The 25,057-nt window shown below is 33.1% G+C and carries 26 protein-coding genes; 20 read left to right on the top strand and 6 right to left on the bottom strand.

Features of this window, described 5'->3' with window-relative positions; translation table 11 throughout:
* A partial coding sequence (locus N4A31_01350; GenBank protein MCT4634878.1) for a hypothetical protein occupies positions 1–328 on the top strand: 328 nt, incomplete at its 5' end.
* Here N4A31_01350 and N4A31_01355 read toward each other — a convergent pair.
* A complete protein-coding gene (locus N4A31_01355) occupies positions 296–946 on the bottom strand; it encodes a dienelactone hydrolase family protein (protein MCT4634879.1) in 651 nt (216 codons plus the stop codon). The two genes, N4A31_01350 and N4A31_01355, sit on opposite strands and share 33 nt — an antisense overlap.
* A gap of 186 nt (positions 947–1,132) precedes the next feature.
* Here N4A31_01355 and pgsA point away from each other — a divergent pair, with 186 nt between their 5' ends.
* The 3 genes from pgsA to N4A31_01370 are packed head-to-tail and all read left to right on the top strand — an operon-like array spanning position 1,133 to position 3,893.
* Positions 1,133–1,675 (top strand): CDP-diacylglycerol--glycerol-3-phosphate 3-phosphatidyltransferase, encoded by a 543-nt coding sequence (gene pgsA / locus N4A31_01360; protein MCT4634880.1) that lies wholly within the window; start codon positions 1,133–1,135, stop codon positions 1,673–1,675.
* A gap of 42 nt (positions 1,676–1,717) precedes the next feature.
* On the top strand, positions 1,718–3,007 hold the full coding sequence (gene murA, locus N4A31_01365) for a UDP-N-acetylglucosamine 1-carboxyvinyltransferase (GenBank protein ID MCT4634881.1): 1,290 nt from the start codon (positions 1,718–1,720) through the stop codon (positions 3,005–3,007).
* Between the two features lie 4 nt (positions 3,008–3,011).
* A complete protein-coding gene (locus N4A31_01370) occupies positions 3,012–3,893 on the top strand; it encodes an Hsp33 family molecular chaperone HslO (protein ID MCT4634882.1) in 882 nt (293 codons plus the stop codon).
* A gap of 20 nt (positions 3,894–3,913) precedes the next feature.
* Here N4A31_01370 and N4A31_01375 read toward each other — a convergent pair whose 3' ends face one another.
* Together N4A31_01375 and N4A31_01380 are read right to left on the bottom strand one after the other, a co-directional pair.
* Positions 3,914–5,257: a hypothetical protein gene (locus tag N4A31_01375; GenBank protein ID MCT4634883.1), complete on the bottom strand. Its 1,344-nt coding sequence runs from the start codon at positions 5,255–5,257 to the stop codon at positions 3,914–3,916.
* A gap of 70 nt (positions 5,258–5,327) precedes the next feature.
* Positions 5,328–6,221 carry a hypothetical protein gene (locus N4A31_01380; protein MCT4634884.1) on the bottom strand — a complete coding sequence of 298 codons (894 nt, stop codon included), beginning with the start codon at positions 6,219–6,221 and terminating at the stop codon, positions 5,328–5,330.
* Between the two features lie 159 nt (positions 6,222–6,380).
* Here N4A31_01380 and N4A31_01385 point away from each other — a divergent pair, with 159 nt between their 5' ends.
* Positions 6,381–6,662, top strand: a complete 282-nt coding sequence (locus N4A31_01385) for a hypothetical protein (protein MCT4634885.1) — start codon at positions 6,381–6,383, stop codon at positions 6,660–6,662.
* Here the strand turns inward: N4A31_01385 and N4A31_01390 are convergent.
* Complete coding sequence (locus N4A31_01390) at positions 6,659–7,675, bottom strand: Mrp/NBP35 family ATP-binding protein (GenBank protein ID MCT4634886.1); 1,017 nt, start codon at positions 7,673–7,675, stop codon at positions 6,659–6,661. The genes N4A31_01385 and N4A31_01390 overlap by 4 nt on opposite strands.
* Positions 7,676–7,739: 64 nt before the next feature.
* Here N4A31_01390 and hflK point away from each other — a divergent pair, with 64 nt between their 5' ends.
* From hflK to N4A31_01425, 7 genes are all read left to right on the top strand, one after another.
* A complete protein-coding gene (hflK, locus tag N4A31_01395) occupies positions 7,740–8,876 on the top strand; it encodes an FtsH protease activity modulator HflK (protein ID MCT4634887.1) in 1,137 nt (378 codons plus the stop codon).
* Between the two features lie 2 nt (positions 8,877–8,878).
* Positions 8,879–9,730: a protease modulator HflC gene (locus N4A31_01400; protein ID MCT4634888.1), complete on the top strand. Its 852-nt coding sequence runs from the start codon at positions 8,879–8,881 to the stop codon at positions 9,728–9,730.
* Positions 9,731–9,753: 23 nt separating this feature from the next.
* On the top strand, positions 9,754–10,830 hold the full coding sequence (locus tag N4A31_01405; protein ID MCT4634889.1) for a trypsin-like peptidase domain-containing protein: 1,077 nt from the start codon (positions 9,754–9,756) through the stop codon (positions 10,828–10,830).
* 77 nt (positions 10,831–10,907) lie between these two features.
* Positions 10,908–11,978, top strand: a complete 1,071-nt coding sequence (locus N4A31_01410) for a hypothetical protein (GenBank protein MCT4634890.1) — start codon at positions 10,908–10,910, stop codon at positions 11,976–11,978.
* Between the two features lie 128 nt (positions 11,979–12,106).
* Positions 12,107–13,279 (top strand): deoxyguanosinetriphosphate triphosphohydrolase, encoded by a 1,173-nt coding sequence (locus tag N4A31_01415; GenBank protein MCT4634891.1) that lies wholly within the window; start codon positions 12,107–12,109, stop codon positions 13,277–13,279.
* Position 13,280: 1 nt separating this feature from the next.
* Positions 13,281–14,996 carry an arginine--tRNA ligase gene (gene argS, locus N4A31_01420; protein ID MCT4634892.1) on the top strand — a complete coding sequence of 572 codons (1,716 nt, stop codon included), beginning with the start codon at positions 13,281–13,283 and terminating at the stop codon, positions 14,994–14,996.
* Positions 14,997–15,007: 11 nt separating this feature from the next.
* Positions 15,008–16,057 (top strand): SPOR domain-containing protein, encoded by a 1,050-nt coding sequence (locus tag N4A31_01425; protein MCT4634893.1) that lies wholly within the window; start codon positions 15,008–15,010, stop codon positions 16,055–16,057.
* On the opposite strand, the gene murD is transcribed toward N4A31_01425, so the two are convergent.
* A complete protein-coding gene (gene murD, locus N4A31_01430; protein ID MCT4634894.1) occupies positions 16,054–17,316 on the bottom strand; it encodes a UDP-N-acetylmuramoyl-L-alanine--D-glutamate ligase in 1,263 nt (420 codons plus the stop codon). The genes N4A31_01425 and murD overlap by 4 nt on opposite strands.
* A 158-nt stretch (positions 17,317–17,474) precedes the next feature.
* Here murD and N4A31_01435 point away from each other — a divergent pair, with 158 nt between their 5' ends.
* The 5 genes from N4A31_01435 to glpX all read left to right on the top strand — a co-directional run bounded on the left by N4A31_01435 (position 17,475) and on the right by glpX (position 22,033).
* Positions 17,475–18,026 (top strand): hypothetical protein, encoded by a 552-nt coding sequence (locus N4A31_01435; protein MCT4634895.1) that lies wholly within the window; start codon positions 17,475–17,477, stop codon positions 18,024–18,026.
* A 109-nt stretch (positions 18,027–18,135) separates the two neighbouring features.
* Positions 18,136–19,284 (top strand): Re/Si-specific NAD(P)(+) transhydrogenase subunit alpha, encoded by a 1,149-nt coding sequence (locus N4A31_01440; protein MCT4634896.1) that lies wholly within the window; start codon positions 18,136–18,138, stop codon positions 19,282–19,284.
* 1 nt (position 19,285) lies between these two features.
* The gene (locus N4A31_01445; protein ID MCT4634897.1) at positions 19,286–19,705 is read left to right on the top strand and encodes an NAD(P) transhydrogenase subunit alpha; all 420 of its coding nucleotides are present in this window, start codon (positions 19,286–19,288) and stop codon (positions 19,703–19,705) included.
* A 2-nt stretch (positions 19,706–19,707) separates the two neighbouring features.
* Positions 19,708–21,105 (top strand): NAD(P)(+) transhydrogenase (Re/Si-specific) subunit beta, encoded by a 1,398-nt coding sequence (locus N4A31_01450; protein MCT4634898.1) that lies wholly within the window; start codon positions 19,708–19,710, stop codon positions 21,103–21,105.
* Position 21,106: 1 nt separating this feature from the next.
* Positions 21,107–22,033, top strand: coding sequence for a class II fructose-bisphosphatase (gene glpX, locus N4A31_01455; GenBank protein ID MCT4634899.1), 927 nt, complete (start codon positions 21,107–21,109; stop codon positions 22,031–22,033).
* On the opposite strand, the gene fabD is transcribed toward glpX, so the two are convergent.
* Positions 22,030–22,962 carry an ACP S-malonyltransferase gene (fabD, locus tag N4A31_01460; protein MCT4634900.1) on the bottom strand — a complete coding sequence of 311 codons (933 nt, stop codon included), beginning with the start codon at positions 22,960–22,962 and terminating at the stop codon, positions 22,030–22,032. The two genes, glpX and fabD, sit on opposite strands and share 4 nt — an antisense overlap.
* A 157-nt stretch (positions 22,963–23,119) precedes the next feature.
* On the opposite strand from fabD, the gene N4A31_01465 reads away from it, so the two are divergent.
* From N4A31_01465 to N4A31_01475, 3 genes are all read left to right on the top strand, one after another.
* A complete protein-coding gene (locus N4A31_01465; protein MCT4634901.1) occupies positions 23,120–23,368 on the top strand; it encodes a hypothetical protein in 249 nt (82 codons plus the stop codon).
* Between the two features lie 54 nt (positions 23,369–23,422).
* On the top strand, positions 23,423–24,304 hold the full coding sequence (gene truB, locus N4A31_01470) for a tRNA pseudouridine(55) synthase TruB (GenBank protein ID MCT4634902.1): 882 nt from the start codon (positions 23,423–23,425) through the stop codon (positions 24,302–24,304).
* A 116-nt stretch (positions 24,305–24,420) separates the two neighbouring features.
* The gene (locus tag N4A31_01475) at positions 24,421–25,053 is read left to right on the top strand and encodes a hypothetical protein (protein MCT4634903.1); all 633 of its coding nucleotides are present in this window, start codon (positions 24,421–24,423) and stop codon (positions 25,051–25,053) included.
* Positions 25,054–25,057: the final 4 nt, after the last annotated feature.

Genomic DNA, 25,057 nt, shown 5'->3' on the forward strand with positions numbered 1-25,057 from the left:
AAAATTAAATATAGTTTCAAAAAAAGACCAGTTATTAATGCTAGTTTTAGAGTCTACTCCATCAGAATCAAAAAACAAAGCTTTAAATTTATTATCAGAAAAACCATCTCCTTTATCTTTAGCTATACAAACAGAACAATTTGAGTTAGCTAGAAAGCTGATAAACTCTGGATTATTTTTAAAAAATTCTGAAATACAAACAGAAAATCAGAAACGTCTTGGAGCCTCAGACATAAAAAAGGGATTACAAAACTCCCAAACTCCTACCAACCACAGCTCTTCTTTCTCTTCACGCTTAAAATCTTTTTCTCAAAAACTCACTCGCTAGCTCTATTGCCTCTAAACTTATACCATGACCTAATTTTTCAATCACATGTCCCTCAACGTTCAACCCCATCTCTTTTAAAGATTTATAAGCAGAATGAAACTTTGAAATTGGTAGAACCTGGTCATCACTACCGTGAGATAAAAATATTGGCGGCTTTGACTTTATGTTAGCCTCTAGCATCTTCCCCTTTACTAATGCTCCAGAAAAGCCAATCACAGCAAAACAAGCTTCTGGTAATCTTGGAGCCATCTGCAACGCCATCATAGCACCTTGAGAAAAACCAATTAATATCAAATCCTTATACTCAAGTTGATATTCTTTTAAATTTTCATCAATATACTCTTTTAATATTGGTAATGCTATCTCCATACCTTCATACAATTTATCTTCAGTATAATCAATTAATGAAAACCACTGATATCCCATTGGATATGCATCATATTTAAAAGGAGCATGAGGAGATAAAAACACCGCATTCCCAACGCTATCTTGAAATTCATCTGATAAATCAATCAAATCATGACCATCAGAGCCTACTCCATGAAGAAAAACAACCAATTTGCTAGGCTTTTTGCCATTAAATGGAAGTTTGAACGGACCTGATAATTTACTATTCATTATAAACACCTTATATACTGTGTATGCGACTTAACTATAATATACATAGCTTATATGAGGTTATCAAATAATAAATGAAGAATAATATTAGCAAAACAATAGAATTTTTTATACTTGAAATTATATTAGGATAAAAGTATTGTAAAAATTGAATTCTTTTAAATAACTAGAAATATTTGCTCTTTTATGCTAAAACACATTCCTAATATTCTGACTGCCTCTAGAATTATATCAATTCCCTTGATTATAATTTTTTATCACATTGGGGGGATATATGGTGAGATAATCAGTTCTTGCTTGTTTTTATTAGCTTGTATAACAGACTTTCTAGATGGATATTTAGCACGCACTTATTCTATACAATCTAAACTAGGTAAATTCCTAGATCCAATTGCTGATAAATTATTAATTGGGTCTGTAATGCTTATATTAGTTTATTATAAGAAAGCTGACTTATTACCAGCAATTGCTATAATATGTAGAGAGATCTTAGTATCTGGATTAAGAGAGTTTTTGGCTGAAATAAGAGTTAGTATACCTGTAAGTAATCTAGCTAAAATAAAAACTGGATTCCAGATGAGTGCAATGTTTATGTTGTTAGTTGGCAATGAAGGATCAAACTTCCAATATATGGATATATTAGGATCAATAGCATTATGGATTGCAGCAGGACTAACATTATTTACTGGGTATGTATATTTAAGAGCTAGTATTAAACATTTAGATTAGCTACAGCCAATTGAATAAAAAGAGAAATTAGGTTTTATAATAATGGATGTAATAAAAATTATAGGTGGAAAACCACTAAAGGGCAAGATTCGAATCAGCGGATCAAAAAATGCTGCCCTACCCATTATGGCCGCCTCCTTACTTACTTCGGATACAATGGTATTATCTAATATGCCTAATTTATCAGATATGGTAACCATGAACCAATTATTAATGAATCATGGAGTGGACTTCAGCATTGATGGATCTAATATAACTGAAAATAAAACCGGACGCACCATTCTTTTTAATGCCAGCAATATAACCAATCTAACCGCTCCATATGACATTGTGCGCAAAATGAGAGCTTCATTCTTAACTTTGGGCCCTATTCTTGCAAGATATGGAAGGATGAATATCTCATTGCCTGGAGGCTGTGCTATTGGGCATCGTCCGGTTGATTTGCATCTATATGCCATGAAGCAATTAGGTGCTAAAGTGACTTTAGAAGATGGATACATAAAAGCAGAAGCACCCAATGGATTAAAAGGTGGCCATATCCATTTTGATATAATTTCTGTGGGGGCAACCGAAAACGCTTTAATGGCAGCCACTTTAGCTGACGGAGAGACCTTAATTACTAATGCAGCCGTTGAACCTGAAATTATTGATCTTACTAATTGCTTAATCACTATGGGAGCAAAAATAGAAGGAATAGGAACATCAACTCTTAAAATCATAGGCTCAAGCAAACTACATGGTGGTCATCACACCATTATTCCTGATCGTATTGAAGCCGGTAGTTATGCTGTAGCGGCGGCGGTAACTGATGGAGAACTAGAGTTAGTAGATATAGATTATTCATCATTTGATAATATGATAGGAAAATTTGAACAAGCAGGAGTAATCATAACTAAAACTAAAAATGGAGTTAAAGTTCACCGAAGTGGCACAGATATAAAGTCGGTTAATATAAGCACCAGTGCTTATCCTGGATTTTCTACAGACATGCAAGCACAATTTATGATGATGATGTCAATTGCTGATAAAGTATCAGTTATTGCTGAAAATGTATGGGAAAACCGCTTCATGCATGTTTCTGAGCTTTCTCGCATGGGGGCTAACATTACCATAAATGGCAGAAACGCAACTGTTAGAGGAACAAAAATATTAAATTCTGCTAATGTAATGGCAAGCGATCTTCGTGCTTCTATATCTTTGATATTAGCTGGATTAGTGGCTAAAGGAGAAACTTATGTTCATCGAGTTTATCATTTAGACCGTGGTTATGAATCTGTTGAACAAAAACTATTTGCCTGTGGAGCAGAAATTTATAGAATTAATAATGGTTAATAACATGTCTCTAAATAATATCATTATTCCTTTTACCATTTGTGACAACGCTATAAAAGGAAGAATTATCAAGCTTGATACTGAACTAGACAAAGTTCTAAGCGGGCATAATTATCCAGATCCTGTTGCAAGAATTTTAAGTGAATTGGTAATAGTATCCTCAATAATAGGTTCCCAATTTAAGGAAGAAATCACTTTAAGTGTACAATTTCAAACTAATGACTCTTCTGTTAAATATATAATAGCAGATTATCAATCCCCTAATCAAATTAGAGGATATGCCCAGTTTAATGAAGGAGTGGACTCTAATTTAGAATCTTATCAAAATATTCTAGATAAGGGATTTTTAAGCGTTACTATTGACAGAAAATTATATAATACCCAACGTTATCAAGGCATTGTAGAAACAGTTAATATGACCATTGCTCAAGCTGTTGAGAAATATTTCTATCAATCAGAGCAAATAAAAACTTCTCTTAAGCTTGCTGTAGGAAACATAATACTTCCTGGATCTAAAAAAACTTCATGTGCTGGCGGTATTATGATTCAAAAATTACCAGGAGATGATGAACCTTGGAATGATGCTCAAGCTTATTTTGCTACCATTCGTGACGATGAACTTCTTGATCCAAATCTCTCTTTAGAAGATTTATTATATTCTTTATACCATGAAGTCGGAGTAACAATATACGACTATACCCCTATTGTTAACAAATGTAGATGCTCTAAGGATAAAGCGGAAAGAGTATTGCTATCAATAGGATCCAAAGATGCTTTTGAACTTCTAACCGATAATAAACTAGAAATTAATTGTCAATTCTGTAATAAATCACAAGTTTTCACAGAAAAAGATCTTGAAGAAATATTTTCTCAGGCAAAAAAATAGTTTTTTGCCTGTTTTATATTTTATTCTGATCTGCTTCTTTGCTGACTATTTTGTTTTTCTGCCACTACTTTACTAACAAATGAAGGAGATACTCTTCCTTGAGACAAGTCTTTTGTTATTTGGTCACACATCATAACAGAAGCCATTAATTCTGCACTAGTTTCCTGCAACTTTGTTATCTTATCTGCAGATAAACCAGCTCCTTGAATTTTACCTGCAGCCATTTCTTGAATTTTCCTTACATCTTCAGGATCAACAGTTTGATCTTTTTCATATTTATAAACCATACCTTTAGATAACCTTATCATGGAAAGATCATTAGTATCTTTTAAGAAAGTTTGCAATTCCTGAAATTTATCAGCAATATTAGCTTTTTCAGCATTCATAGTTTTTATTCTACTATTCTTAAGACTTATAAATTCTTTACTAACTTTTGCAGCCATTGATTTCTGCTCATCTTCTATTTTATGCTCATTCTTTGCAACATAATCATTATAGGCAGTATAACTTAAATATCCTACTGCTGCTAGTGCTGCTGCTCCTCCCACAACTGTAAGTGCTGTTTGATTCTCTTTTGCAAATGCTATCGCTTGATCTTTCAAATTAGCAGAATTTGATTGAATCGCCTCAACAGCAGAATTAATCACTTTAGAAGCATTATCAATTCCTTGTGCGGTTAAATCACTAAATCCTTTCTGAACTGTGGTAATACCTTCTTGTGCTGCAGTATAGGCTTGATCTTTATAGCTATTACCTATTTCTGCTAATTTATTAACATTTTCTTCTACTGCTTTAATACTAGATTCCACTACCTTAGTGCTCTGACCCTTACCAGCTTCTACTCCTTGATTCATCATTGTAGTAGCATTTTCTTGAAGTGCGCCAAGTCCAGCAGTAATTTTTTCATATGCTTGAGTAGCAGATTCCGCTCCTTTTCCCATAGCAGAATTCATAAATTCTGAAGCATAGCCAACTGTGTTATCATATACTTTATTCTTTGCAGATTCATATCCGTCTTGCATCATTTCAGATATTGTTGAATCACCAGCTATTATTTTAGCGGCCCCTTTAAGAGTTTTTCCAACAACATATTTACCTGTACTGGCAGCACTATCAACAACAGGATTACTATAAGGAGCAATAGCTTCGCTAATTTCGCCAATCTTTTGTGGGATTCCTGCTCTAATTGCCGCTGATACAAGCACTAATTTTCCTGCTGCAGTTGTTTCAAGAGATCTGACCGATGGACTTAAATGGTAGTATAAAGACTCTCCTACTCCTCCCATCTGATTTGTGACTGCCTTTAACAAACCACATAACTTGGTTTCGCCTGCAACCATCTGCTGTATCTTAACTTCTACCATTTTCCATTACTCCTTATGTATATTGGTTATTCTTATCTTAAGATGATAAATATAATATATTAAAAAACAGTTAACGCTCCTTTACAGCGCTCACTTCTTTATTTCTTTCTTCTCTTAACTTATTTGTGAATGAAAACAAAGATTTATCTTGACTAAGATCAAGTTTTAACTGACTGCATCTTTCAACAGAGTCAATTAACTCTAGGCTTCCCTTAGCTATATCTGCAATTCTTTCTGAAGGCAATTCTAAAAATTTAAGATCATTCTCTATCATATATTTGATTTGCTCAACATCTTTTTCATCCACTTCACTTGACTCTTTATATTTCTCAACCATGTTTCTACAGAAAACATCCAATGCTTTTAAATTATAATCATCCTGATCTTTAAAATGTTCCGCAAGTTGATTAAATTTATTTTCTAAAATGCTCTCTTCTTCTTTCAGTACTAGCGATAGTTTATTTTTCTTATGCTCTAAATTAGAGTTATACATTGCATATCCTAAATATCCTGCAGCCATCAAAGATGCGGCCGCAGCAATTGGATGTTTTTCAAGCATCTTAAATAAGGGATCGGTATAGTTTTTTGCCTGAGTGACTTCTGTAATTATCTTACCAGAATCCACATTTAAATATTCACTTGCATTAACTAAACCATCTTTTAAATATCCTAATGCTTGGGTTGCATTATTAATATTATTAGGAATCTCATTAAACGCATATTCCTTTACGGAGTCTACATATTCTATAGTTCCACCAATTTCGTTTTTTACCGCTACAATTTGTTGACTAACCTGAGTAACTGTTGCCGAAAGAGCTGTTAAACCAACAGATATTTCGCCTATAGTCCTTAATGCCTGCATAGTTTTAGGCAACTCATCTATTCCCATCTTCTTAGCAGTTTCACGAATATATTTAGCTATATATGTTTCATTGCTATCAATCTTGTTTTCTGTTTCTCCCATGTAAAAACTCTTTTCTTAAAATCTACAATATTTTTATCGATTGATAATATTATCAAATACTTAAGAAAGCGTTAAAAAGAATGCAATACCTACGTTAACTATATATTAACTATTTAATGGTTAGATATTGTAATAAACATTTTTATGTTAGGTAGTTTTATGATTTACAACAAGATATTAAAAACAATTATCATCCTATGTGGATTACTTAGCTTAAGCTCTGCTCTATTAGCTCAAGATGAACTTATCGTGAAAGCAGAAACTGGAAACTGCAACAAAATAACGGTAAGAGATGGAGGTACCCCAGATACTATTAATGATTGCAATAACTCTCCGGATAATGCACATAACACTTCTAATATTAAAGACAAGGTGTCTTCAGTCAAAGCTGAAGCGATAGAAAATCTAGAAAATAACGTCCCAGAAAGAAATAATCGCTAAAAGGAAATATTACGAGCAATTTCAAGATATGAATCAAACTCTTTATTACCTAGAAGAGCCATACCTTTATCACTAAATTGACTAATTTTAGGACTCAAAGGAATATGCCCTAATAATTTACATTTCATCTCTTGTGCAATTTCCTTAGTTATTTGCTCGCCAAAGAGATTATGTTTTATGTTATTCTCTGAATCTAAAAAATACCCCATATTTTCAATAAGACCAAGAATAGGAATGTCTGTTTTCTCAAAAAAACTAATAGATTTCTTTACCATTGAGAGCGCAATATTTTGAGGAGTAGAGATTAATACCACCCCATTTATTATAAAATTTGTAGCCAAACTTAAATATATATCACCAGTACCTGGAGGCATATCAACAATTAAATAATCAAGATCAGGCCATTTAACCCCTAATAACAGCTGATACAAAGCTTTACTAACCATTGGTCCACGCCATATAGCAGCCTTAGAATCATCAACTATATAACCAATTGAAATGGAGTAAATATTATTTTTTTTTATAGGCAACATTTTTCCATCCATAGTATCTGGTTTATAATTTATCCCCAATAATTTAGGAATGGTTGGACCGTATATATCTGCATCAACAACACCCACAACAAAGCCTTGATCAGCTAGTGCCATTGCTATGTTTACAGAAGTGGTAGACTTTCCTACTCCACCTTTAGCAGAAGCCATTAAAATAATTTTTTTAACATTAGGTATGCTTTGTTTTGGTTTAGCTATTTTTTCTTCTTTTTTACCGCTAAAGATCACTCTCACTTTTTTAAAATGACTGTGATCTTCCTGCACATATTTTTCTATTTTCGCTCCTATAGTTTCTTGATCAAAGATATAACCTTGAGGAATCTCAATAACTACGTCAACAATATTATCTTTAATAAAAACATTGGAAACAAGTTGTGAATCTATAAGATTTTTTCCATCTTGATTAATAATAACTCTCTCTAAAGACTTTTTTATTGATTGTGGTATAAGATTATTAGACATATTCTTGACAATACTCTATTGTAGGTTACATTATTTATTTAAAAAAATAATAATAGGGAATCTTATGACATCGAGCAATGAAAATAATTCTAAAAAATCCCCCTGGGATGATGATAGTGAGCCTAAAACAAAATCAGCACCAACTAACAACCCTCAACAGGTAGATATTGAGAGTTTATTTCGCAAAGGTCACTCATCCTTTAATGATGTATTCTCTAAATTTAAAAAAGACTCCCATAATAGTAATGGATCAGGAAATAATAACGGAAGATTTTTAGGAATTATAGGCCTTTTATTGGTTTTTACTTGGATATTAACAGGGTTTTATATTGTTGATGAAGGCGAGCAAGCCTTGGTTATTAGATTTGGAAAATATGAACGCACAGCTTACACTGGATTGAATTACCATTTACCTTCCCCTATTGAGCATATCATTAAAGAAAAAGTTGCCACCCTTCGTAAAGAAGAAATAGGCTTCCGAAGTGCACCAAGCTATTTAGATAGATATAATGGTAACAGTAGTAATAATAATAAAGCTCAAGTAATGCAAGAAAGCTTAATGCTTACTGGAGATCAAAACATTGTTGAAATTAACTTTATTATACAATGGAAGATTGCTAACTTGAAAGATTTCGTCTTTAATATTGACGGCACAAGAGAAACTGTTAAGAGTGTAGCAGAAAGCTCTATGCGTGAGGTTATAGGCAACACCCCTATTGACAGAGCTATTACTGATGGTAGATCAAATATAGAACATAATACTAAAGTATTATTGCAAGAAATTTTAGACTCTTATAAAGCCGGTGTTGAAATCACAACTTTAAAACTTCTAAAATCTGATCCACCAACAGAGGTTATCGATGCATTTAGAGATGTACAAACTGCAAAAACCGATAAAGAGAGAGAAATAAACCGTGGTTATTCTTATAGCAATGAAATCATCCCTAAGGCACGAGGTGAAGCTGCCCAAATCATTTTAGCAAGTGAAGGATATGAAAAGGAAGTTGTAGAAAGAGCAATGGGTGAATCAGGTAGATTTGATCTTCTTTATAATCAGTACAAAGTTTCCAAAGACGTCACTAAAAAAAGAATATATTTAGAATCTATGGACAAGTTATTAAAAGGAATGGATAAAATTATTATCGACCAAAAAAATACAGTACCATATCTTCCTCTAACTCAATTAGACCAAGGTAAATAATTATGAATAGAAACATTTTATATATTGGATTATTTGCTATTGTTATAGCCCTAAGTAATTCTTTTTTTGTTGTTAACCAAAAACAGCAAGCCCTTGTTTTCCAGTTTGGAGAAGTGGTACGTGTGGTTAAAGAACCAGGATTATCAATGAAAATTCCGTTCTTACAATCAGTAGATTATTTTGATCTAAGATTGTTAAACTTCATGGCAGAAGAAAAAGAAGTTGTTGCTTCTGATCAAAAGCGTCTAATTGTTAGCGCTTATGCAAAATATAAGATTGATGATCCTCTTGAATTTTATAAAGCCGTGCAAAATGAAGCTGGAGCTAGATCTAGATTAAATGCTATCTTGGAATCTGCAATGCGCCAAATTGTTGGTGTACACCCATTGTCTGCTTTACTATCAGAACAAAGAATTAAAATAATGGATGACATTCAAACTGATTTTACTAATGAAGCAAAAAGATTTGGTATTAAAATTGTTGATGTGCGTATTTTAAGAGCAGATTTACCAAAAGCAAATAGCCAAGCCATTAACGAAAGATTACAGACTTACTATGAGAAACAAGCTAGAGAGTTCAGAGCTGAAGGTGCTGAAGAAGCTCAAAAAATTAGAGCTGAAGCAGAAAAGAATCAAAAGGTTATTGTAGCAGAAGCACAGAATCTTGCTCAAATTAATCGTGGTCGTGGGGATGCAAAGGCTGCCAAAATATCTGCAGATGCTTACTCTAAAGATCCAGATTTTTTTGATTTTTATAAATCAATGCAAGTATATAAAAATGTATTAACCAAAGAAAACACTAGAATTATCTTATCCCCTAATCATAAGTTCTTTAAGTATTTAAATGCTGATTAGATGTAAATAATAAAAGGAACTCTATGATTTTATTATCGAACCTAAGAAGAGTTTTAGTTTTTTTAATATTTATAGCAACAACTAATTTATCTCATGCTGATTGCAAGGGATATGCCGATATTGTAGAACCTCTAATTCCAGCTGTGGTTAGCATTTCTGTTGTTTATCAAGAAGAAACTCCATTTGATTCATCTCAAATCTTAGCTCTTCAAGAAACTTCCCAAGCAGAAGATGTTGCAAAGTTTCTTGAGAGATTTGAACAATCATCTGAAGAAGATTCACCTTTAAAGCCTTCTTCTTCAGGTTCTGGTTTTATTATATCACCCGATGGATATATAGTAACTAACTATCATGTAATTGACAAAGCCGAAAAAATTATTGTTACTTTAAATAATGATCAGCAATTTGACGCGAAATTGATTGCTTTTGACAACCGCACAGATTTAGCTTTATTAAAAATAAACTCAGAATCAGATTTATCCTTTGTAGGTTTTGGTAACTCCGATGAAAATAGAGTTGGAGATTCAGTTATTGCCATAGGAAATCCTTTTGGCTTAGGTAATACTGTTACCACAGGAATTATTTCAGCACAAGCTAGAAATATTAGAACCGACTCTATGAATATTGTAGATAATTTCATACAAACAGACGCGGCTATAAACGAAGGTAATTCTGGTGGACCTATTTTTAACATAAAAGGAGAAGTAATAGGTATCAATTTCTTTATTGTTTCTCCTACAGGTGTAAATATTGGAATTGGATTTGCTGTACCTTCTTCTATAGCGAAACCTATTATTGATCAATTACTCAAAGATGGAAAAGTTCACCATGGTTGGATTGGAATTGCCACCCAAACACCTGAAGACAACATTGGATCTTTAGTATCTAGTGTTGCCAAAGGAGGGCCAGCGGAAAAAGCAGGGATCAAAATTGGAGACATTATCTTAAAATTTGACGGAAAGACAATAACAAACACAAAAGGATTACCCAGAATGGTTGCTGAAACACATCCTAAGAAACAAGTATTGTTAGAAATTATTAGAGATGGAAAAACTATAACTATGTTTCTAACTGTAGAAGAAGTTGAAACTAAACATTAAAAACATCTAATTAACCATTTATTAATGAGCTTCCTATATTATTTTTAAATCCATTTATATGAGAATAAGGTTAAGTTATGCCTAGAGATGATTTTAACCCAGGTGATTACCGTAGGTTTTCCAATCGTAAACGCAGTAGAGATTTAACAGATGAAGAACGTAGAGAGCATTTACTAGACTTCATTAAAACTAATTTAGATGAAGTTTTTTATAATCAATATGCACAAAATGAAAAAAGAAAAGATTATATGAAGTTAGTGGAATGCATTGATGAAAAAATAATGCCCGAACTTGCCTTCTTATTCGAACGAGATCAAAATGAGGCTAAAGAAAAGATAGATCAGGCGAGGATTGACTTAATAAAACCTATAACAGAGGCCTCAGAAAAAGGGGATAAGATTGCTGAATTTGCCTTATCTGAAGTTATATTAAAGCATATAAAACCTTCTCAATACAAATCAGGACTAAAAGATACACTTAGACAAAATATACCATTATTACAAGAAATAGATCAAAACATTGAGGCTCAAAATATTGAATTATTTGAAAAAAATGCTTCTGCTTTAATGAGTGAGTTGAGCAGGTCTCCTGTCAATGAAGATGATATACTAATAATGTTTAATGACTTAGATCGCTGCAGAAACATTATTTCTATAAGTAAAGATAACTCCAGTATTTCTCCGACCAACTCGGAACACACAATGGCAAGTCTTGATGAGAATCAACCAAGAGAAACCCCTCCTATTTCCACATTTAGGTCAATCGCTTCCATACCTTCCCAAGAAGATGGACTTATGATTTTACATCCAGAAAAATATAGCGACAGAATAACTTCAGCACTAAATGTCCATAGTAATATAGTAGGAGAAATAAACCTAGCAATCTCGAATAGAGATTTTGAAGGAATACAAAACTCTAGAAAAAAATTAATGAGCAACCTACGAGCAGACCTTGATAACAATGAACGTGGTGAAATACTTCAAGATATAAATAGAATATATAAAAATCTCTCTGTGCAACAAAAAGCTATTAATGCTGTACAACCCATTGTAAATTTAGCTAAGACTGTAAGTATGTCACCAACTCAAGACAATTTAAGAAAACCTCCAAAATTACAGCGCAGTACAAAATCAGAGGGAAGAAATTAATGGAAACAAGAATAATTTAGAATATAGATATCTTTAAACCTTTCACAATGTCTTACCCAATGACCATTGAATCTTAGGCATTTATTGCTATAATAGATTTATAAAAATTAATTCTAGGAGTATTATTCATGCTTGCAAGATTTGCCTCTAATCCTTCTCACTCCAAAGGAAGGTTATACCCTGAAAAAGATAGTTTATCTATTTTATCTCCTTTTGAATTAGATCGTTATCGAATAATTGAATCCACCGCCTTTCGTCGTCTTGAATATAAAACTCAAGTGTTTGTTAATCATGAGGGAGATCATTACCGCAATCGATTAACACATAGTCTAGAAGCAGCAGAAATTGCTAAGGCTATTAGTAAAGCTTTAAATATTTCTAGTGAGTTATCAGAAAGTTTAACTTTAGCACATGATTTAGGTCACGCACCCTTTGGTCATGCCGGAGAAGATGCATTGCAAGAAGTAATGCAAGATCTAGGCACTGATTTCAGCCATAATATTCACACTCTTACCTTAGTAACTGAAATTGAGCATAGACATCCTCAATTCCAAGGAATGAATTTAAGCTGGGAAATGATTGATGGCATTGCTAAACATAACGGGCCTATAATAGGGAAAGTAATCCCCCCTATACTATTATCTTACGCAAAAACCTATAATCTTGAGCTAGATAAACATTCATCTCTTGAAGCACAAATATCTTCCTTTGCTGATGATATAGCTTACAACAACCATGATATTGACGATGGATTTAGAGCAGGACTTATAACTCTTGATGAACTCCAAGAACTAGATATATTTGGAGAAATTATAAAACAAGTAAAGACAGAATATCCTAACTGTGAAAAGCATATTTTACTTCATGAATCAATTCAAAGAATGAAAAATATGATGATTCTTGATTTAATTGAAAGCACTAAAAATAATATTAATAAATTTTCTATAAAAACCAATCAAGATATCCGAGAACTAAAACACCCCTTAGCATGTTTTTCAGAAAGAATTGAAAACTATCACCAACAAATAAAAAAATTCTTAATGTCTAAGGTTTATACTCATCACAGCGTAATGCGAATGGCAAATATAGGTAAAAGAATAATAAAAGGGTTATTTTCTCTATATATGGATGATTTTGCTTGCCTTCCTGAATTTTTACAAGCAAAAATATCTGCTAACAATAAAAGAGAAGCAGCTATTATAATTGGTAACTTTATTGCATGCATGAGCGATCGTTACGCCATTGCCGAGTACCAATCATTTTTTGAAGCTTCATCAAGCTATACTAACAAGAGATACTAATATGAATATATTCTACCAACTAAAACAAGAAGTTAATAATATAGCCCAAAATTTATTTTCTTGTAAGCCAAACCAAAAACAATTATCCATTGAGATTCCAAAAAACCCAGACCATGGTGACTTATCGACAAATATTGCCATGCTGCTTGCAAAATCCCTTTCTAAAAAACCTATGGAAATTGCAGAGCTAATAAAAAATGAATTAGAGAAATTAGATTATGTAGATCAAGCTAACATTGCAAAACCAGGCTTTATCAACCTTAATCTAACTGCAAAATCTTGGATTTCAAGCTTAGAAGATATAATAAAGCAAGATATTAATTTTGGTGACAATAATATAGGAAAAGGAGAGAATATTAATATTGAATTCCTTTCAACCAACCCAACTGGGCCTATGCATATTGGACATAGTAGATGTGCTATATATGGTGATGCATTAGCAAAACTGATGAAAAAATGCGGATATAAGGTCACAAAAGAATATTATATTAACGATGCTGGAGCGCAAATAGATGTTTTAGCAAAATCAGCTTATTTAAGATACTTAGAAGCCTCAGGGGAAGAAATCGGAGAAGTTCCTGAAGGATTATATCCGGGCGATTATTTAATCCCTATAGGACAAGACTTATTTAAAAAATATGGTCATGGTTTAAAAGACATGGAACTAATAAAAGAATTTACCGTAAACTCCATGATGGAGCTAATCAAACAAGACCTAAAGCTCTTAAAAGTTGAATATGATGTGTTTTTCTCAGAAAAAACTCTACATAAACAAAATAAAATAGATGAAATTGTAAAGTTCCTTGAAGAAAAGAATCTAGTTTATCGTGGAATTTTAACTCCTCCTAAAGGAAAACTTCCTGATGACTGGGAAGAGAGAGAACAATTATTGTTTCGCACTACCGACTTTGGAGATGATATAGACAGACCCCTACAAAAATCTAATGGTGATTGGACTTATGCTGCAGCTGATTTAGCTTACATGAAGAATAAAATTGAACGTGGGTTCAAAAAAATAACTATGGTCTTAGGAGCTGATCATTTGGGATACAAAAAAAGAATGCAAGCTGCTGCTCTTTCTATAGGGGGGAAAGAAATTGATTTTGACATCAAATTCTGCCAATTAGTTAGTTTTCTTAAAAATGGCCAGCCTTTTAAAATGTCCAAAAGAGCTGGAACTTTTATAAGCGTGAATGATGTATTAGAAGAAGTAGATCAAAACATAGTACGCTTTGTGATGCTTACTAGAAGAAACGATCAAGTATTGGATTTTGATTTTGAAAAAGTAAAAGAGCAATCAAAAGACAATCCTGTTTTTTATGTTCAATATGCAAATGCCAGAGTTAATTCTATTCTAAAGAATGCAAAAGAACGAAATAAAGAATATATAGAAAAAATAAATGACAAAAAGTATAATTTAAGCAACCTAGATAGCCACGAAGATTTTAAGTTAATCAAGCTAATGTCAAGCTGGACAAAGATTGTTGAACAAGCCTGTGTTCACCAAGAGCCACATCGTTTAGTATTCTTTCTAATTGAATTAGCGTCCGAATTCCATAGCTTCTGGAGCAAAGGAAATGACAACAGTGATTTAAGATTTATTATAGAAAACAACTTCGAAAAAACTTTAGCTAGACTAATGCTCGCAAAGTCTGTTAGTATTATAATCCGATCTGGATTGGAAGTTTTGAATATAACTCCAGTCGATAATATGTAGTAGGAGTAAACATGAAAGATAATAAACAAAAAAAAGAAGCATTAAACAATGACGAAAATAATCCATTAGAAGAACAGATTAATGAACCAATGGATTCTCAGTCAGAACCAACAGCCAAAGAACAAAATGACATAATAGACGAGGAGTTATTCGAAGAACAAACCAAAAACTATAGCGTTGTAACATTATCTATCATAATAGCTGTATCAATTGGACTAATGCTTGGTGCTTGGTATATTTACAAGTCATATCAAACAAAAAATTATGATGAAGTTATAGTTGTCTCAGCTGATGATGACGAAATAAAAAGTCAACCGGCAGATCCTGGTGGCATGATTGTAAAGAACATGGATAAAGATATATATGACAACATAGATAGAAATCGTAAGAATCACGATAAAACAGAAGTATTATTGCCTCCTGCCGAAGAACCTATAGATAAAAAAGATTTGTTTTTAGCAGATATGTCACCAACAGTAAAAAAATTAGATGAAACTTCTGAGGTCAAAGAAAAAGAAGAAACTATTGCTATTATAGATTCTGTTGATAAAACAGCTGTAACAGATGATACTTCTAAAAAGGTTGTTCCACAAGAAACAACTAATAATACACCCGATAAAACTGAGGAGGTACAATCTACTCCTAAAGTACAGCCAGAAAGGTCTACTGTAACTATGAAAGCTCCTGTTATGAAGCCTTCTGAGACGAAAAATATTGCTCCTAAAGCAGAGCCTAAGAAAACTGAGGAATATATAAAACCTGTTACCAAAAAAGAATCCAAAAAGAAACCTGAATTTGTTCAAAAATCAGATAACTCTTATAAAGTACAGATTGCCTCCTTTAAATCAGTTAGCGATGCTGAAAAATCTTGGAAGTCTATGTCTAGGAAACATTCTAGCGTCTTAAAAGGATATAAACATTACATCGTAAGCAAAGATATTCCAGGCAAAGGAATCTTTCAGCGCTTGCAAGTTGGTCCCTTTAAAAACAAAGACTTAGCACAAAAAGCATGTGCAAACTTTAAAGATGCTGGGATGAATTGCTTTGTGATTAAGCCCTAAACTTTTAAGGCAACCATATCTATAAAGGCTTCGCCTCTTTTCTCAAAGTTTTTCCATTGATCAAAAGAGGCGCAAGCTGGAGATAACAACACCACATCCCCTTCTCTAGCTATCTTACATGCTTCTTTAAAGGCATTTTCAAGATCCTCACATTTTTTCCATTTAACTTTGCCTTCTAAGGTTTTAGAGAATTCGTCAGAAGATCTTCCAATTAATAAAGCTTGTTTCACTTTAGGAAAATGTTCTTTTAAAAGTTCTATTCCACCTTCCTTTGCTACTCCTCCAACGATCCAGATAATATTATCAAAGCTTGATAATGCTTTTGAGGTGGAGTCTGCATTAGTGGCTTTACTGTCATTGATAAAGGTAACGCCGTTGTGAACACCTAAATATTGCATCCGATGCTTTAAGCCCACAAAGCTGGGTATAGCTTTAATAATTTGCTCTATGCTTAATCCAAATCTTAAACAACAAGCAATACTTGCTGCTAAATTTTCTTGATTATGCTCACCTAACAAAGAAGTATTATGAGGTATATTATATTTTATTAAATCCTTTGCTGAAAATGATATTGAATTGGAAAGCTGATCAAGATTGCTGTTAATTATGGCATGATCGCTATTAGTCTGATGTTTAAAAATTCTATATTTAGACTTTTTATAATTCTCCATATTACCATGACGATCTAGATGATCAGGTGTTATATTAAGAAATAAAGCAATATTAAATTTTGTTTTATCCATCAAATCTAATTGATAAGAGGAAGCTTCCACAACCAAGACTCTATCCTTATTGCTAGTATCTATATCTAATACCGGTATTCCTATATTTCCTCCAGCAACAGCATCAATTCCATTATATTTTAAAATATGAGTTATAAGAGCAGTGGTGGTGGATTTTCCATTAGTTCCAGTAATACCAATAAAATATAGATCTGAATTATCAAGATAAAGCAATTCTATATCACAAATAATCTTAGCATTAACTTTATGAGCAATTTTTACAACCTTATGAGAAAATGGAAGTGTTAAAGGGATTCCAGGACTTAAAATCAAATAATCAATCTCTTGCCATAAATCATTATCCAAATCACATATCTTATCTTTAAATTCAGGATATTTTTTAGAAATTTCAGAGATAAATTTTTGATTATCATCAAAAGCTATAAATTCAGCACCCTTTCGGGTTAAATATTTCATAGTGGCTATTCCTGAAAGCCCTAAGCCAAATACTCCAAATTTCTTATTTTTATATATCATATAAATTCTCTCTCAAATTCTAATAAAATATTATATAATCAAAGTATCACATATATATCAACATAAACACATAAAGCTTAGACTATAAATTAAAACATTATTTGATCACTTAAATATATATTATATTAATAGCTAAAATACATTGTTAAAAAACAGTTATGAAAAAGAATAATAAACTTCTAAAAAAATTTCTTCTATTAGCGTTATTGATGATAGGATATTTTCTCTATCTAAGCATAAAATATGATTTTACTACTGGAGGAATAGTTTCTATTTTAACATGGAGCTTTTTTGTATTATGCACACCAATAGCTGATGCAGGATTTCTAGTAGATTTCCCATTAAGACTTTTATTTGGAATTAGAATGGTTATTTCAGAAGTTATTATATGGGGATTTGCCATCATAATAAATATTCTTGCTATCAATTATTTTCCTGAATATTATTCAAATAATGAGTTGATGAAAGTATTTTATAAAATACTATCCTCCCCATATCCTTACTGGACAATAATAGCCCTATCCTGCCTTGGAACCTTTCTTTCTCTTGTCTTTGGCGATGAATTAATGGATGTTATCTCAGATAAAAGCAAACTCAAGCAACATAAGTACAAAATACTTTCTGTTGTATTTATATTTTTACTAACTATCTTTTTATATTATGAGCTAATAGCTTCAATGAATCTTAACTTTGAAGAAATGCATCAGTAAAACAAAATATAATTATTTCTAAATTACTCTTGCACAATTTCCCTATTAACTTATTATAGTTGTAATTTATAATAACCACCTAGAATCTTAAAATAAAATACGAGATATTATGAAAATAGCGATATTAAAAGAAAGAGCAAATGGCGAAAAAAGAGTTGCAATTTCTCCAGAAATAGTAAAAAAACTAGTAAGCTCAGGTGTTGAAATAAATATAGAGCAAGGTGCTGGAAAAGCTTCTTCTATTAGTGATGAAGAATATACTAAAGCTGGTGCTAAAGTTTCTAAAGTATTATTGGAAATAATTGCTGATGCTAATGTTGTTCTAAAAGTTCAACCATCTCCAGAAAGCTCTAAAAAAGATGAATTCACAGAATTGAATTTCATAAAACCTGGAGCTTTATTAGTGGGAATTCTTTCTCCACATAACAATAAAAAATTACTTAATACATATGCTGAGAAGAATGTTACTTCTGTCGCAATGGAATTGGCCCCAAGAATTACTAAAGCTCAAGGAATGGATGTATTATCTTCGCAAAGTAACCTTGCAGGTTATATGGCTGTAATAAAAGCTTCTAATGAATATCCAAGAGCATTCCCAATGATGATGACTGCTGCAGGAACAGTGTCCCCTGCTAGAGTTCTAGTAATGGGAGCTGGAGTTGCAGGATTACAAGCAATTGCTACTGCAAAAAGACTTGGCGCTATTGTTTCAGCATTTGATGTTAGAGCTGCAGCAAAAGAACAAGTTGAAAGTTTGGGAGCAAAATTCATTGAGGTTCCAACTGAAGAAGATGGCTCAACAAGTGGTGGATATGCTAAAGAAATGAGCGAAGAATATAAGCAAAAACAAAAGCAACTTATTCATGATGCCATTAAGAAAAGCGACATAGTGATTACCACTGCGCTGATCCCAGGACGCCCTGCTCCTCAGTTGATTACCTTAGAAATGGTAAAAAATATGCGAGAAGGTTCTGTTATAATAGATTTAGCTGCAGCCAGTGGTGGAAACTGTGAAGGATGTGTGGCTGATAAAATTATTAATCATGATGGCGTAAAAATTATTGGCTATAGTAATATAGCCTCTGAAATTACTGCAGAATCAAGTAAATTATATTCTCGCAATCTTTATAATTTCTTAGAATATATCACTAATAAAGAATTCAAAACAGCAAATATAGACTTTAACGATGAAATTATCAAAGCTTGCGTATTAACACATGATGGCAAAATAGTTCATCCAAACTTTAAGGAGGTTTAAAATGTCTAGTAATCTCTCTGATGCAATAGATAGTGCAAGTGCTATTGCTGCACAATCTAAAACTTTATCTGAAGCTAGCAGTGCTTTGGTGAATAAACTAAATGATATTACCATAGAGCCTGCAGCACAAATAACTCAAGGTGTTGATCCATTAATCTTTGCCATTAGTATTTTTGTATTAGCATGTTTTGTTGGATATTATGTAGTATGGAAGGTAACCCCTGCTCTACACACCCCTTTAATGGCTGTAACTAATGCCATTTCAGGCATCATTATTGTTGGAGCGATTATCGCTTTAGGTCCAAAAGATTTTGGCTTTGCTCAGATATCTGCATTTTTAGCTGTAACTCTAGCAGCAGTAAATATTTTCGGTGGATTTGTAGTTACCCAAAGAATGTTATCAATGTTTAGGAAAAAATAATTATGACAACAGAAATTTCCTCATTACTTTACTTAGTTTCTTCAGTTTGTTTTATTCTAGCTCTAAAAGGATTGTCTTCTCCTCAAAGCGCAAGATCAGGCAATATAATTGGAGTTTTAGGCATGGCATTAGCCATTCTGACCTCTATTTATAGCCCTACAATTGAAAGCAGCACCATAATATGGGCAGGAATTGCGCTTGGTGCAGTAATTGGAATATTCATTGCTAAAAAAATTCAGATGACTGCTATGCCACAATTGGTAGCAGCGTTCCACTCCCTTGTGGGGCTTGCAGCCGTATTGATTGCAATAGCGGTATATATCTCCCCTGAGTCCTATAATATTGGAGTTAGCGGACAGTTAAAAATTTCAAATCTGATAGAACTTGGTCTTGGATCAGCAATTGGTGCAGTTACATTTACCGGTTCAATTGTAGCTTTCCTTAAATTACAAGGAATTATGAAAGGAAATCCCACTAGCTTTAAAGGACAGCATTTTGTTAACCTTGCATTGGGATTGACTATACTCTTCTTTATATATAGTTTCTGTGCAACTCAATCATTTCTTCCATTTGTATTATTAATTGCCTGTTCTCTTCTCTTGGGGTGGTTATTAATTATTCCTATTGGCGGTGCAGATATGCCAGTTGTGGTTTCCATGTTAAACTCTTATTCAGGTTGGGCAGCTGCAGGTATTGGTTTCACCTTATCAAATAGTTTGCTTATTATAACTGGAGCTTTAGTTGGAGCCAGTGGTGCTATTCTTAGCTATATAATGTGTAAAGCTATGAATAGATCACTCTTTAATGTTATTTTTGGTGGGTTTGCAAGTAGTTCTGGAGAAACCGCTGGTGCTTCTTCAGCTGAAGAACGTCCTGTTAAGTCAGTAGCAGCTGAGGATGCTTCTTTCATCTTAAAAAACTCAGAAGACGTGATAATTGTTCCAGGATATGGAATGGCAGTTGCTCAAGCTCAGCATGCAGTTAAAGAAATGACTGAGCAACTAAAAGCACATGGAGTTAAAGTGCGCTTTGCTATTCATCCAGTCGCAGGAAGGATGCCAGGACATATGAATGTATTGCTTGCTGAAGCTGGCATTGATTACGAAGATGTATTTGAATTGGAAGATATCAATAGAGATTTTTCAAGCGCAGATGTTGCATTTGTTATTGGTGCTAATGATATAACCAATCCAGCAGCAAAAACAGATCCAGAAAGCCCAATATATGGAATGCCTATATTAGACGTTGCATTGGCAAAAACTGTTTTCTTCGTAAAGCGCGGTATGTCTTCTGGTTACGCTGGTGTTGATAATGAGTTATTCTTTAGAGATAATACCATGATGCTCTTCGGTGATGCTAAAAAAATAACTGAAGCAGTATTAAAGGCCTTTGAGGAATAGAATGTTAGATTTATTAGAGATTGTTAAGTCCACTCAAGAAGCTGCAATTGGCTGCTATCACTTTATTGGTAAAGGAGATGAAAAACTTGCTGATAAAGCCGCAGTGGACGCTATGCGCAAAGCTCTAAATAAAATGAACTTCAAAGCAAGAATTGTTATTGGTGAGGGAGAGCGAGATGAAGCTCCCATGCTATTTATTGGTGAAGAGGTTGGTCTTCTTAAAGATATAGAAACTCAATTTGATATTGCGGTAGATCCACTTGAAGGAACAACCATATGTGCTAATGCCATGCCAGGTTCTTTAGCTGTTTTAGCCATTAGTGAATATGGTGGAATGCTTCATGCTCCTGATGTTTACATGGATAAAATTGCCTCTTATATTCCAGCTGAGAAGCAAGTTATTGATCTTGATGAATCAATCTCTAATAACCTAAAAAACATTGCAAAATATAATAAATCTGATGTTAGTGATTTAAGTGTTATAATTCTAAATAGATCTCGTCATGATGAAATAATTGCTAAAACACGTGAAGCTGGCGCTAGAGTTAAATTAATTGGAGATGGAGATGTGGCAGCTGTAATGGCTGTTGCCATGAAACAAGCTGATTTATATTTAGGTATTGGTGGAGCTCCTGAAGGAGTTTTAGCAGCCTCTGCTCTTAAAACCCTAGGTGGACAAATGATGGGTCGCCTGCTTTTTAAAAACGATCATGAAAAATCCAAAGCTGATAAATTAGGCATAAAGGATTTAAATAAGAAATACGCTTTAAAAGATTTAGTCAGCAAAGATTCTGTATTCTGCGCTACTGGAGTTACTACTGGTCCATTATTAAATGGCGTTGAGAAGATAGACAACAAATGGAAAACCCACTCAATGATTCTATCCTCTCATAATAAACAAATTCTAAAACTAGAAAATTTAAGTTAGATAGACTTATCCATATCTCCAATAGCTTGAATATTTTTCAAATTAAATCCTCTATCAATACGCTTATTCATTCCATTAAGAACTTTTCCTGAACCAACTTCAGTAATATTCTCAACAGATAATTCTTTAAAGCGCATCACAGACTCCGTCCACCTGACTACACCTGAAATTTGTTCAACTAAACAATCTACTATCTGATTTGGATCTGTTATCTCTGTGGCTAGAACATTGGCAACAAGAGGAACTTTAGGAGCAATAATTTTAGCATTATCTAAAGCCTCTGCCATGACTTCTTTAACAGGATCCATAAGATCGCAATGAAATGGAGCACTGACTGGTAGCTTCACAGCTTTATTCCCTGCTTCAATTACTTTTGCACAAGCAACCTCAATTGCTTCCATATGCCCAGAAATAACAACTTGACCAGGGCAATTATCATTAGCAATCTGACAAACTATATTGTCACCACTAACTTCCTCTAGAATTTTAGAGATGCTTTCTATATCCATTCCTAAAATGGCGGCCATGCCCCCCACTCCTGGAGCAACTGCTTCTTGCATTGTTTTGCCACGCAATCTAACCAATTTTGCTGCATCACTTAAAGACAAACTTTCAGCAGCACAAAGAGCAGTATATTCTCCTAATGAATGCCCAGCAACATAATCACAAAGTTCTGCAATCCCCTTCCCTGTTTCATGCTGAAGACTGCGCAAAATAGCAATAGAGGTTGTCATAATAGCTGGTTGAGAATTAGCAGTTAAAGTTAAATCTTCCATAGATCCATTAAAAATGATGTCTGATAGTTTTTGGTTTAAAGCATCATCCACTTCTTCAAATACTTGACGCGCTACTGGAAAATTATCATAAAATTCTTTTCCCATTCCAACGCTCTGAGAACCTTGTCCTGGAAATATAAAAGCTGTTTTCATTGTTTTTTATTCCTATAATTTTTAGATTTATAATAGCGATAAATTTAAGCAATTTTATGTAAAATAGCAATAGATAACAATTAATTTATATAATGCTTGTTTTAAATATAATTGATAAATTATAATGATATTAAGTTATACAGACATGAGAAATATTATGAGCAAATCTAAAGATGAAAATAATATAACAAAGATCTATACTCCACTTATGTTTAAACATGTAGATTCTTTAGCAAAAATACATAATAATACATCCGAAAAAATAGAGGACTCCCCCATAGCTATTTTTCCACATGTAGATTCTAGGATTCTTTTAGGTTCTATTACCATAGAAGGAATTGAAGGACCTATTGATGGGGATTGTTCAACTCTAAACCCTCAACAAAATACTGACTCAACTAGCTAATAATAAAAATCTTGTATAATATCACTGTTTTTAGGAACCGAATAAATAGACAAAATGAAAATATATAACGGCTGGATCACATTAAATAAAACTTTGGGAGAAAGTTCTAATCATGCGGTGCAGAAAGTAAAAAGACTTACTGGAAAAAACAATAAAGTTGGCCATGCTGGAACTTTAGATCCATTAGCACATGGAGTATTGCCAATAGCCATAGGAGAAGCTACCAAAACCACAAAATATCTTATGGATGCCTCAAAAGAATATGAATTTGATCTAACCTGGGGAGAAGAACGCAGTACTGGAGACAGCGAAGGAGAAATAACTGCCAGTGGGGGAAGAATTCCTAATGCTTCTGAGATTGAAAAAGCCATAGCTAACTTTATCGGAAAAATAATGCAAATGCCCCCCATATATTCAGCGCTTAAAGTTAATGGTAATCCAGCATATAAATTAGCTAGAGAAGGAAAAGAAGTTGCCTTATCCCCCAGAGAAATATTAATTGAATCTTTAAATCTAATTACCCATGATGAAAAACAAGGAGTAAGCAAGTTTAAAGTAACCTGTGGCAAAGGAACTTATGTGAGATCTTTAGGGGTGGATATTGCCAGAAGCTTAGCTAGCCATGGCTATATTTCTTTTCTTAAAAGAACTAGAGTTGGTAAATTTAAAATTGAAGACTCCGTAACCATAGAAAATTTAATTGATAGTGATCTTAACACTCATTTACTACCCGTTTCATATGGAATGGGTAATATTCCAGTCATAGAGCTTTCATCAGATCAAGTTGCACTTCTCAGAAATGGAGTAAAAATCCATCTAAAAGATTATTCTGCTTCTAATCTGACCGCACAAATAACTAAAGAAGGAATATTGCAAGCTATTGTTTTAATAGAAAATGGTTTATGCAAACCTATCAGAGTATTTAGTTTAACTTAAGAAATAATATAACGCTCTAATCCTATCTATAGACTCAAAGCAAACACATTAACCAATAGTTAATCTTTTACGTTTATCTTATTATTATGTTTGGCTATGAAAAAGGGGTAATAATTATGGACAATGAAAACAAACCTCAAAACTTTGAAGAACCTGCTGAAAAAAAACGTGAAGAAATATATGGAACCATAAGAGAAAAACTTGCCATTGGCAAAGAAAACAAAAACTTGAGACATCTTACTAATAAATTATTTAAAGAAGCTAAATATGATTTAAGAAAAGATGCACTTAACAAAGGTAAAGCTGGATATAAGGAATCAACAGAAGGACTTGATAGATTTGCTAAATATTGTGGAGATAAACTAGGAATAGAAAATTTTTCTGCAACATTTGAAAACTATAAAAAACATAAAAAACTTAAAGAAGATGGTAAAGCACAAGAATTAAACGATTTTGTTGATAATCCTGAAGTATTAGATCAGACAAAATACGATGCCTGTGAAAGGCTTGCAAATAATTACAATGACTTAAAGAAAGAGCTAAAAAACACTAGAGTACTTGGAGTAGGTAAAACTGCCTCTGGAAAGACAAAAACTTTAGCAAGCAATTGCTTAGCATCTGTCATAAGACTAGGAAAGGTATTATTAACTGCTTTGATAGGAGCGGGTATGAAACTATTTTACTTTGTAGGTATTTTGAGAGAATCCTTTGCTGACACTGCTGCAGTGGCAACCTCCAATAAACTATGAGACA

This window comes from Rickettsiales bacterium (assembly GCA_025210695.1).
GTDB lineage: Bacteria > Pseudomonadota > Alphaproteobacteria > Rickettsiales > CANDYO01 > CANDYO01.

Coding starts and splice junctions, on each gene's coding strand:
- N4A31_01355 (MCT4634879.1), bottom strand. CDS start 946: ATGAATAGTAAATTATCAGGTCCGTTCAAACTTCCATTTAATGGCAAA.
- pgsA (MCT4634880.1), top strand. CDS start 1,133: ATGCTAAAACACATTCCTAATATTCTGACTGCCTCTAGAATTATATCA.
- murA (MCT4634881.1), top strand. CDS start 1,718: ATGGATGTAATAAAAATTATAGGTGGAAAACCACTAAAGGGCAAGATT.
- N4A31_01370 (MCT4634882.1), top strand. CDS start 3,012: ATGTCTCTAAATAATATCATTATTCCTTTTACCATTTGTGACAACGCT.
- N4A31_01375 (MCT4634883.1), bottom strand. CDS start 5,257: ATGGTAGAAGTTAAGATACAGCAGATGGTTGCAGGCGAAACCAAGTTA.
- N4A31_01380 (MCT4634884.1), bottom strand. CDS start 6,221: ATGGGAGAAACAGAAAACAAGATTGATAGCAATGAAACATATATAGCT.
- N4A31_01385 (MCT4634885.1), top strand. CDS start 6,381: ATGATTTACAACAAGATATTAAAAACAATTATCATCCTATGTGGATTA.
- N4A31_01390 (MCT4634886.1), bottom strand. CDS start 7,675: ATGTCTAATAATCTTATACCACAATCAATAAAAAAGTCTTTAGAGAGA.
- hflK (MCT4634887.1), top strand. CDS start 7,740: ATGACATCGAGCAATGAAAATAATTCTAAAAAATCCCCCTGGGATGAT.
- N4A31_01400 (MCT4634888.1), top strand. CDS start 8,879: ATGAATAGAAACATTTTATATATTGGATTATTTGCTATTGTTATAGCC.
- N4A31_01405 (MCT4634889.1), top strand. CDS start 9,754: ATGATTTTATTATCGAACCTAAGAAGAGTTTTAGTTTTTTTAATATTT.
- N4A31_01410 (MCT4634890.1), top strand. CDS start 10,908: ATGCCTAGAGATGATTTTAACCCAGGTGATTACCGTAGGTTTTCCAAT.
- N4A31_01415 (MCT4634891.1), top strand. CDS start 12,107: ATGCTTGCAAGATTTGCCTCTAATCCTTCTCACTCCAAAGGAAGGTTA.
- argS (MCT4634892.1), top strand. CDS start 13,281: ATGAATATATTCTACCAACTAAAACAAGAAGTTAATAATATAGCCCAA.
- N4A31_01425 (MCT4634893.1), top strand. CDS start 15,008: ATGAAAGATAATAAACAAAAAAAAGAAGCATTAAACAATGACGAAAAT.
- murD (MCT4634894.1), bottom strand. CDS start 17,316: ATGATATATAAAAATAAGAAATTTGGAGTATTTGGCTTAGGGCTTTCA.
- N4A31_01435 (MCT4634895.1), top strand. CDS start 17,475: ATGAAAAAGAATAATAAACTTCTAAAAAAATTTCTTCTATTAGCGTTA.
- N4A31_01440 (MCT4634896.1), top strand. CDS start 18,136: ATGAAAATAGCGATATTAAAAGAAAGAGCAAATGGCGAAAAAAGAGTT.
- N4A31_01445 (MCT4634897.1), top strand. CDS start 19,286: ATGTCTAGTAATCTCTCTGATGCAATAGATAGTGCAAGTGCTATTGCT.
- N4A31_01450 (MCT4634898.1), top strand. CDS start 19,708: ATGACAACAGAAATTTCCTCATTACTTTACTTAGTTTCTTCAGTTTGT.
- glpX (MCT4634899.1), top strand. CDS start 21,107: ATGTTAGATTTATTAGAGATTGTTAAGTCCACTCAAGAAGCTGCAATT.
- fabD (MCT4634900.1), bottom strand. CDS start 22,962: ATGAAAACAGCTTTTATATTTCCAGGACAAGGTTCTCAGAGCGTTGGA.
- N4A31_01465 (MCT4634901.1), top strand. CDS start 23,120: ATGAGCAAATCTAAAGATGAAAATAATATAACAAAGATCTATACTCCA.
- truB (MCT4634902.1), top strand. CDS start 23,423: ATGAAAATATATAACGGCTGGATCACATTAAATAAAACTTTGGGAGAA.
- N4A31_01475 (MCT4634903.1), top strand. CDS start 24,421: ATGGACAATGAAAACAAACCTCAAAACTTTGAAGAACCTGCTGAAAAA.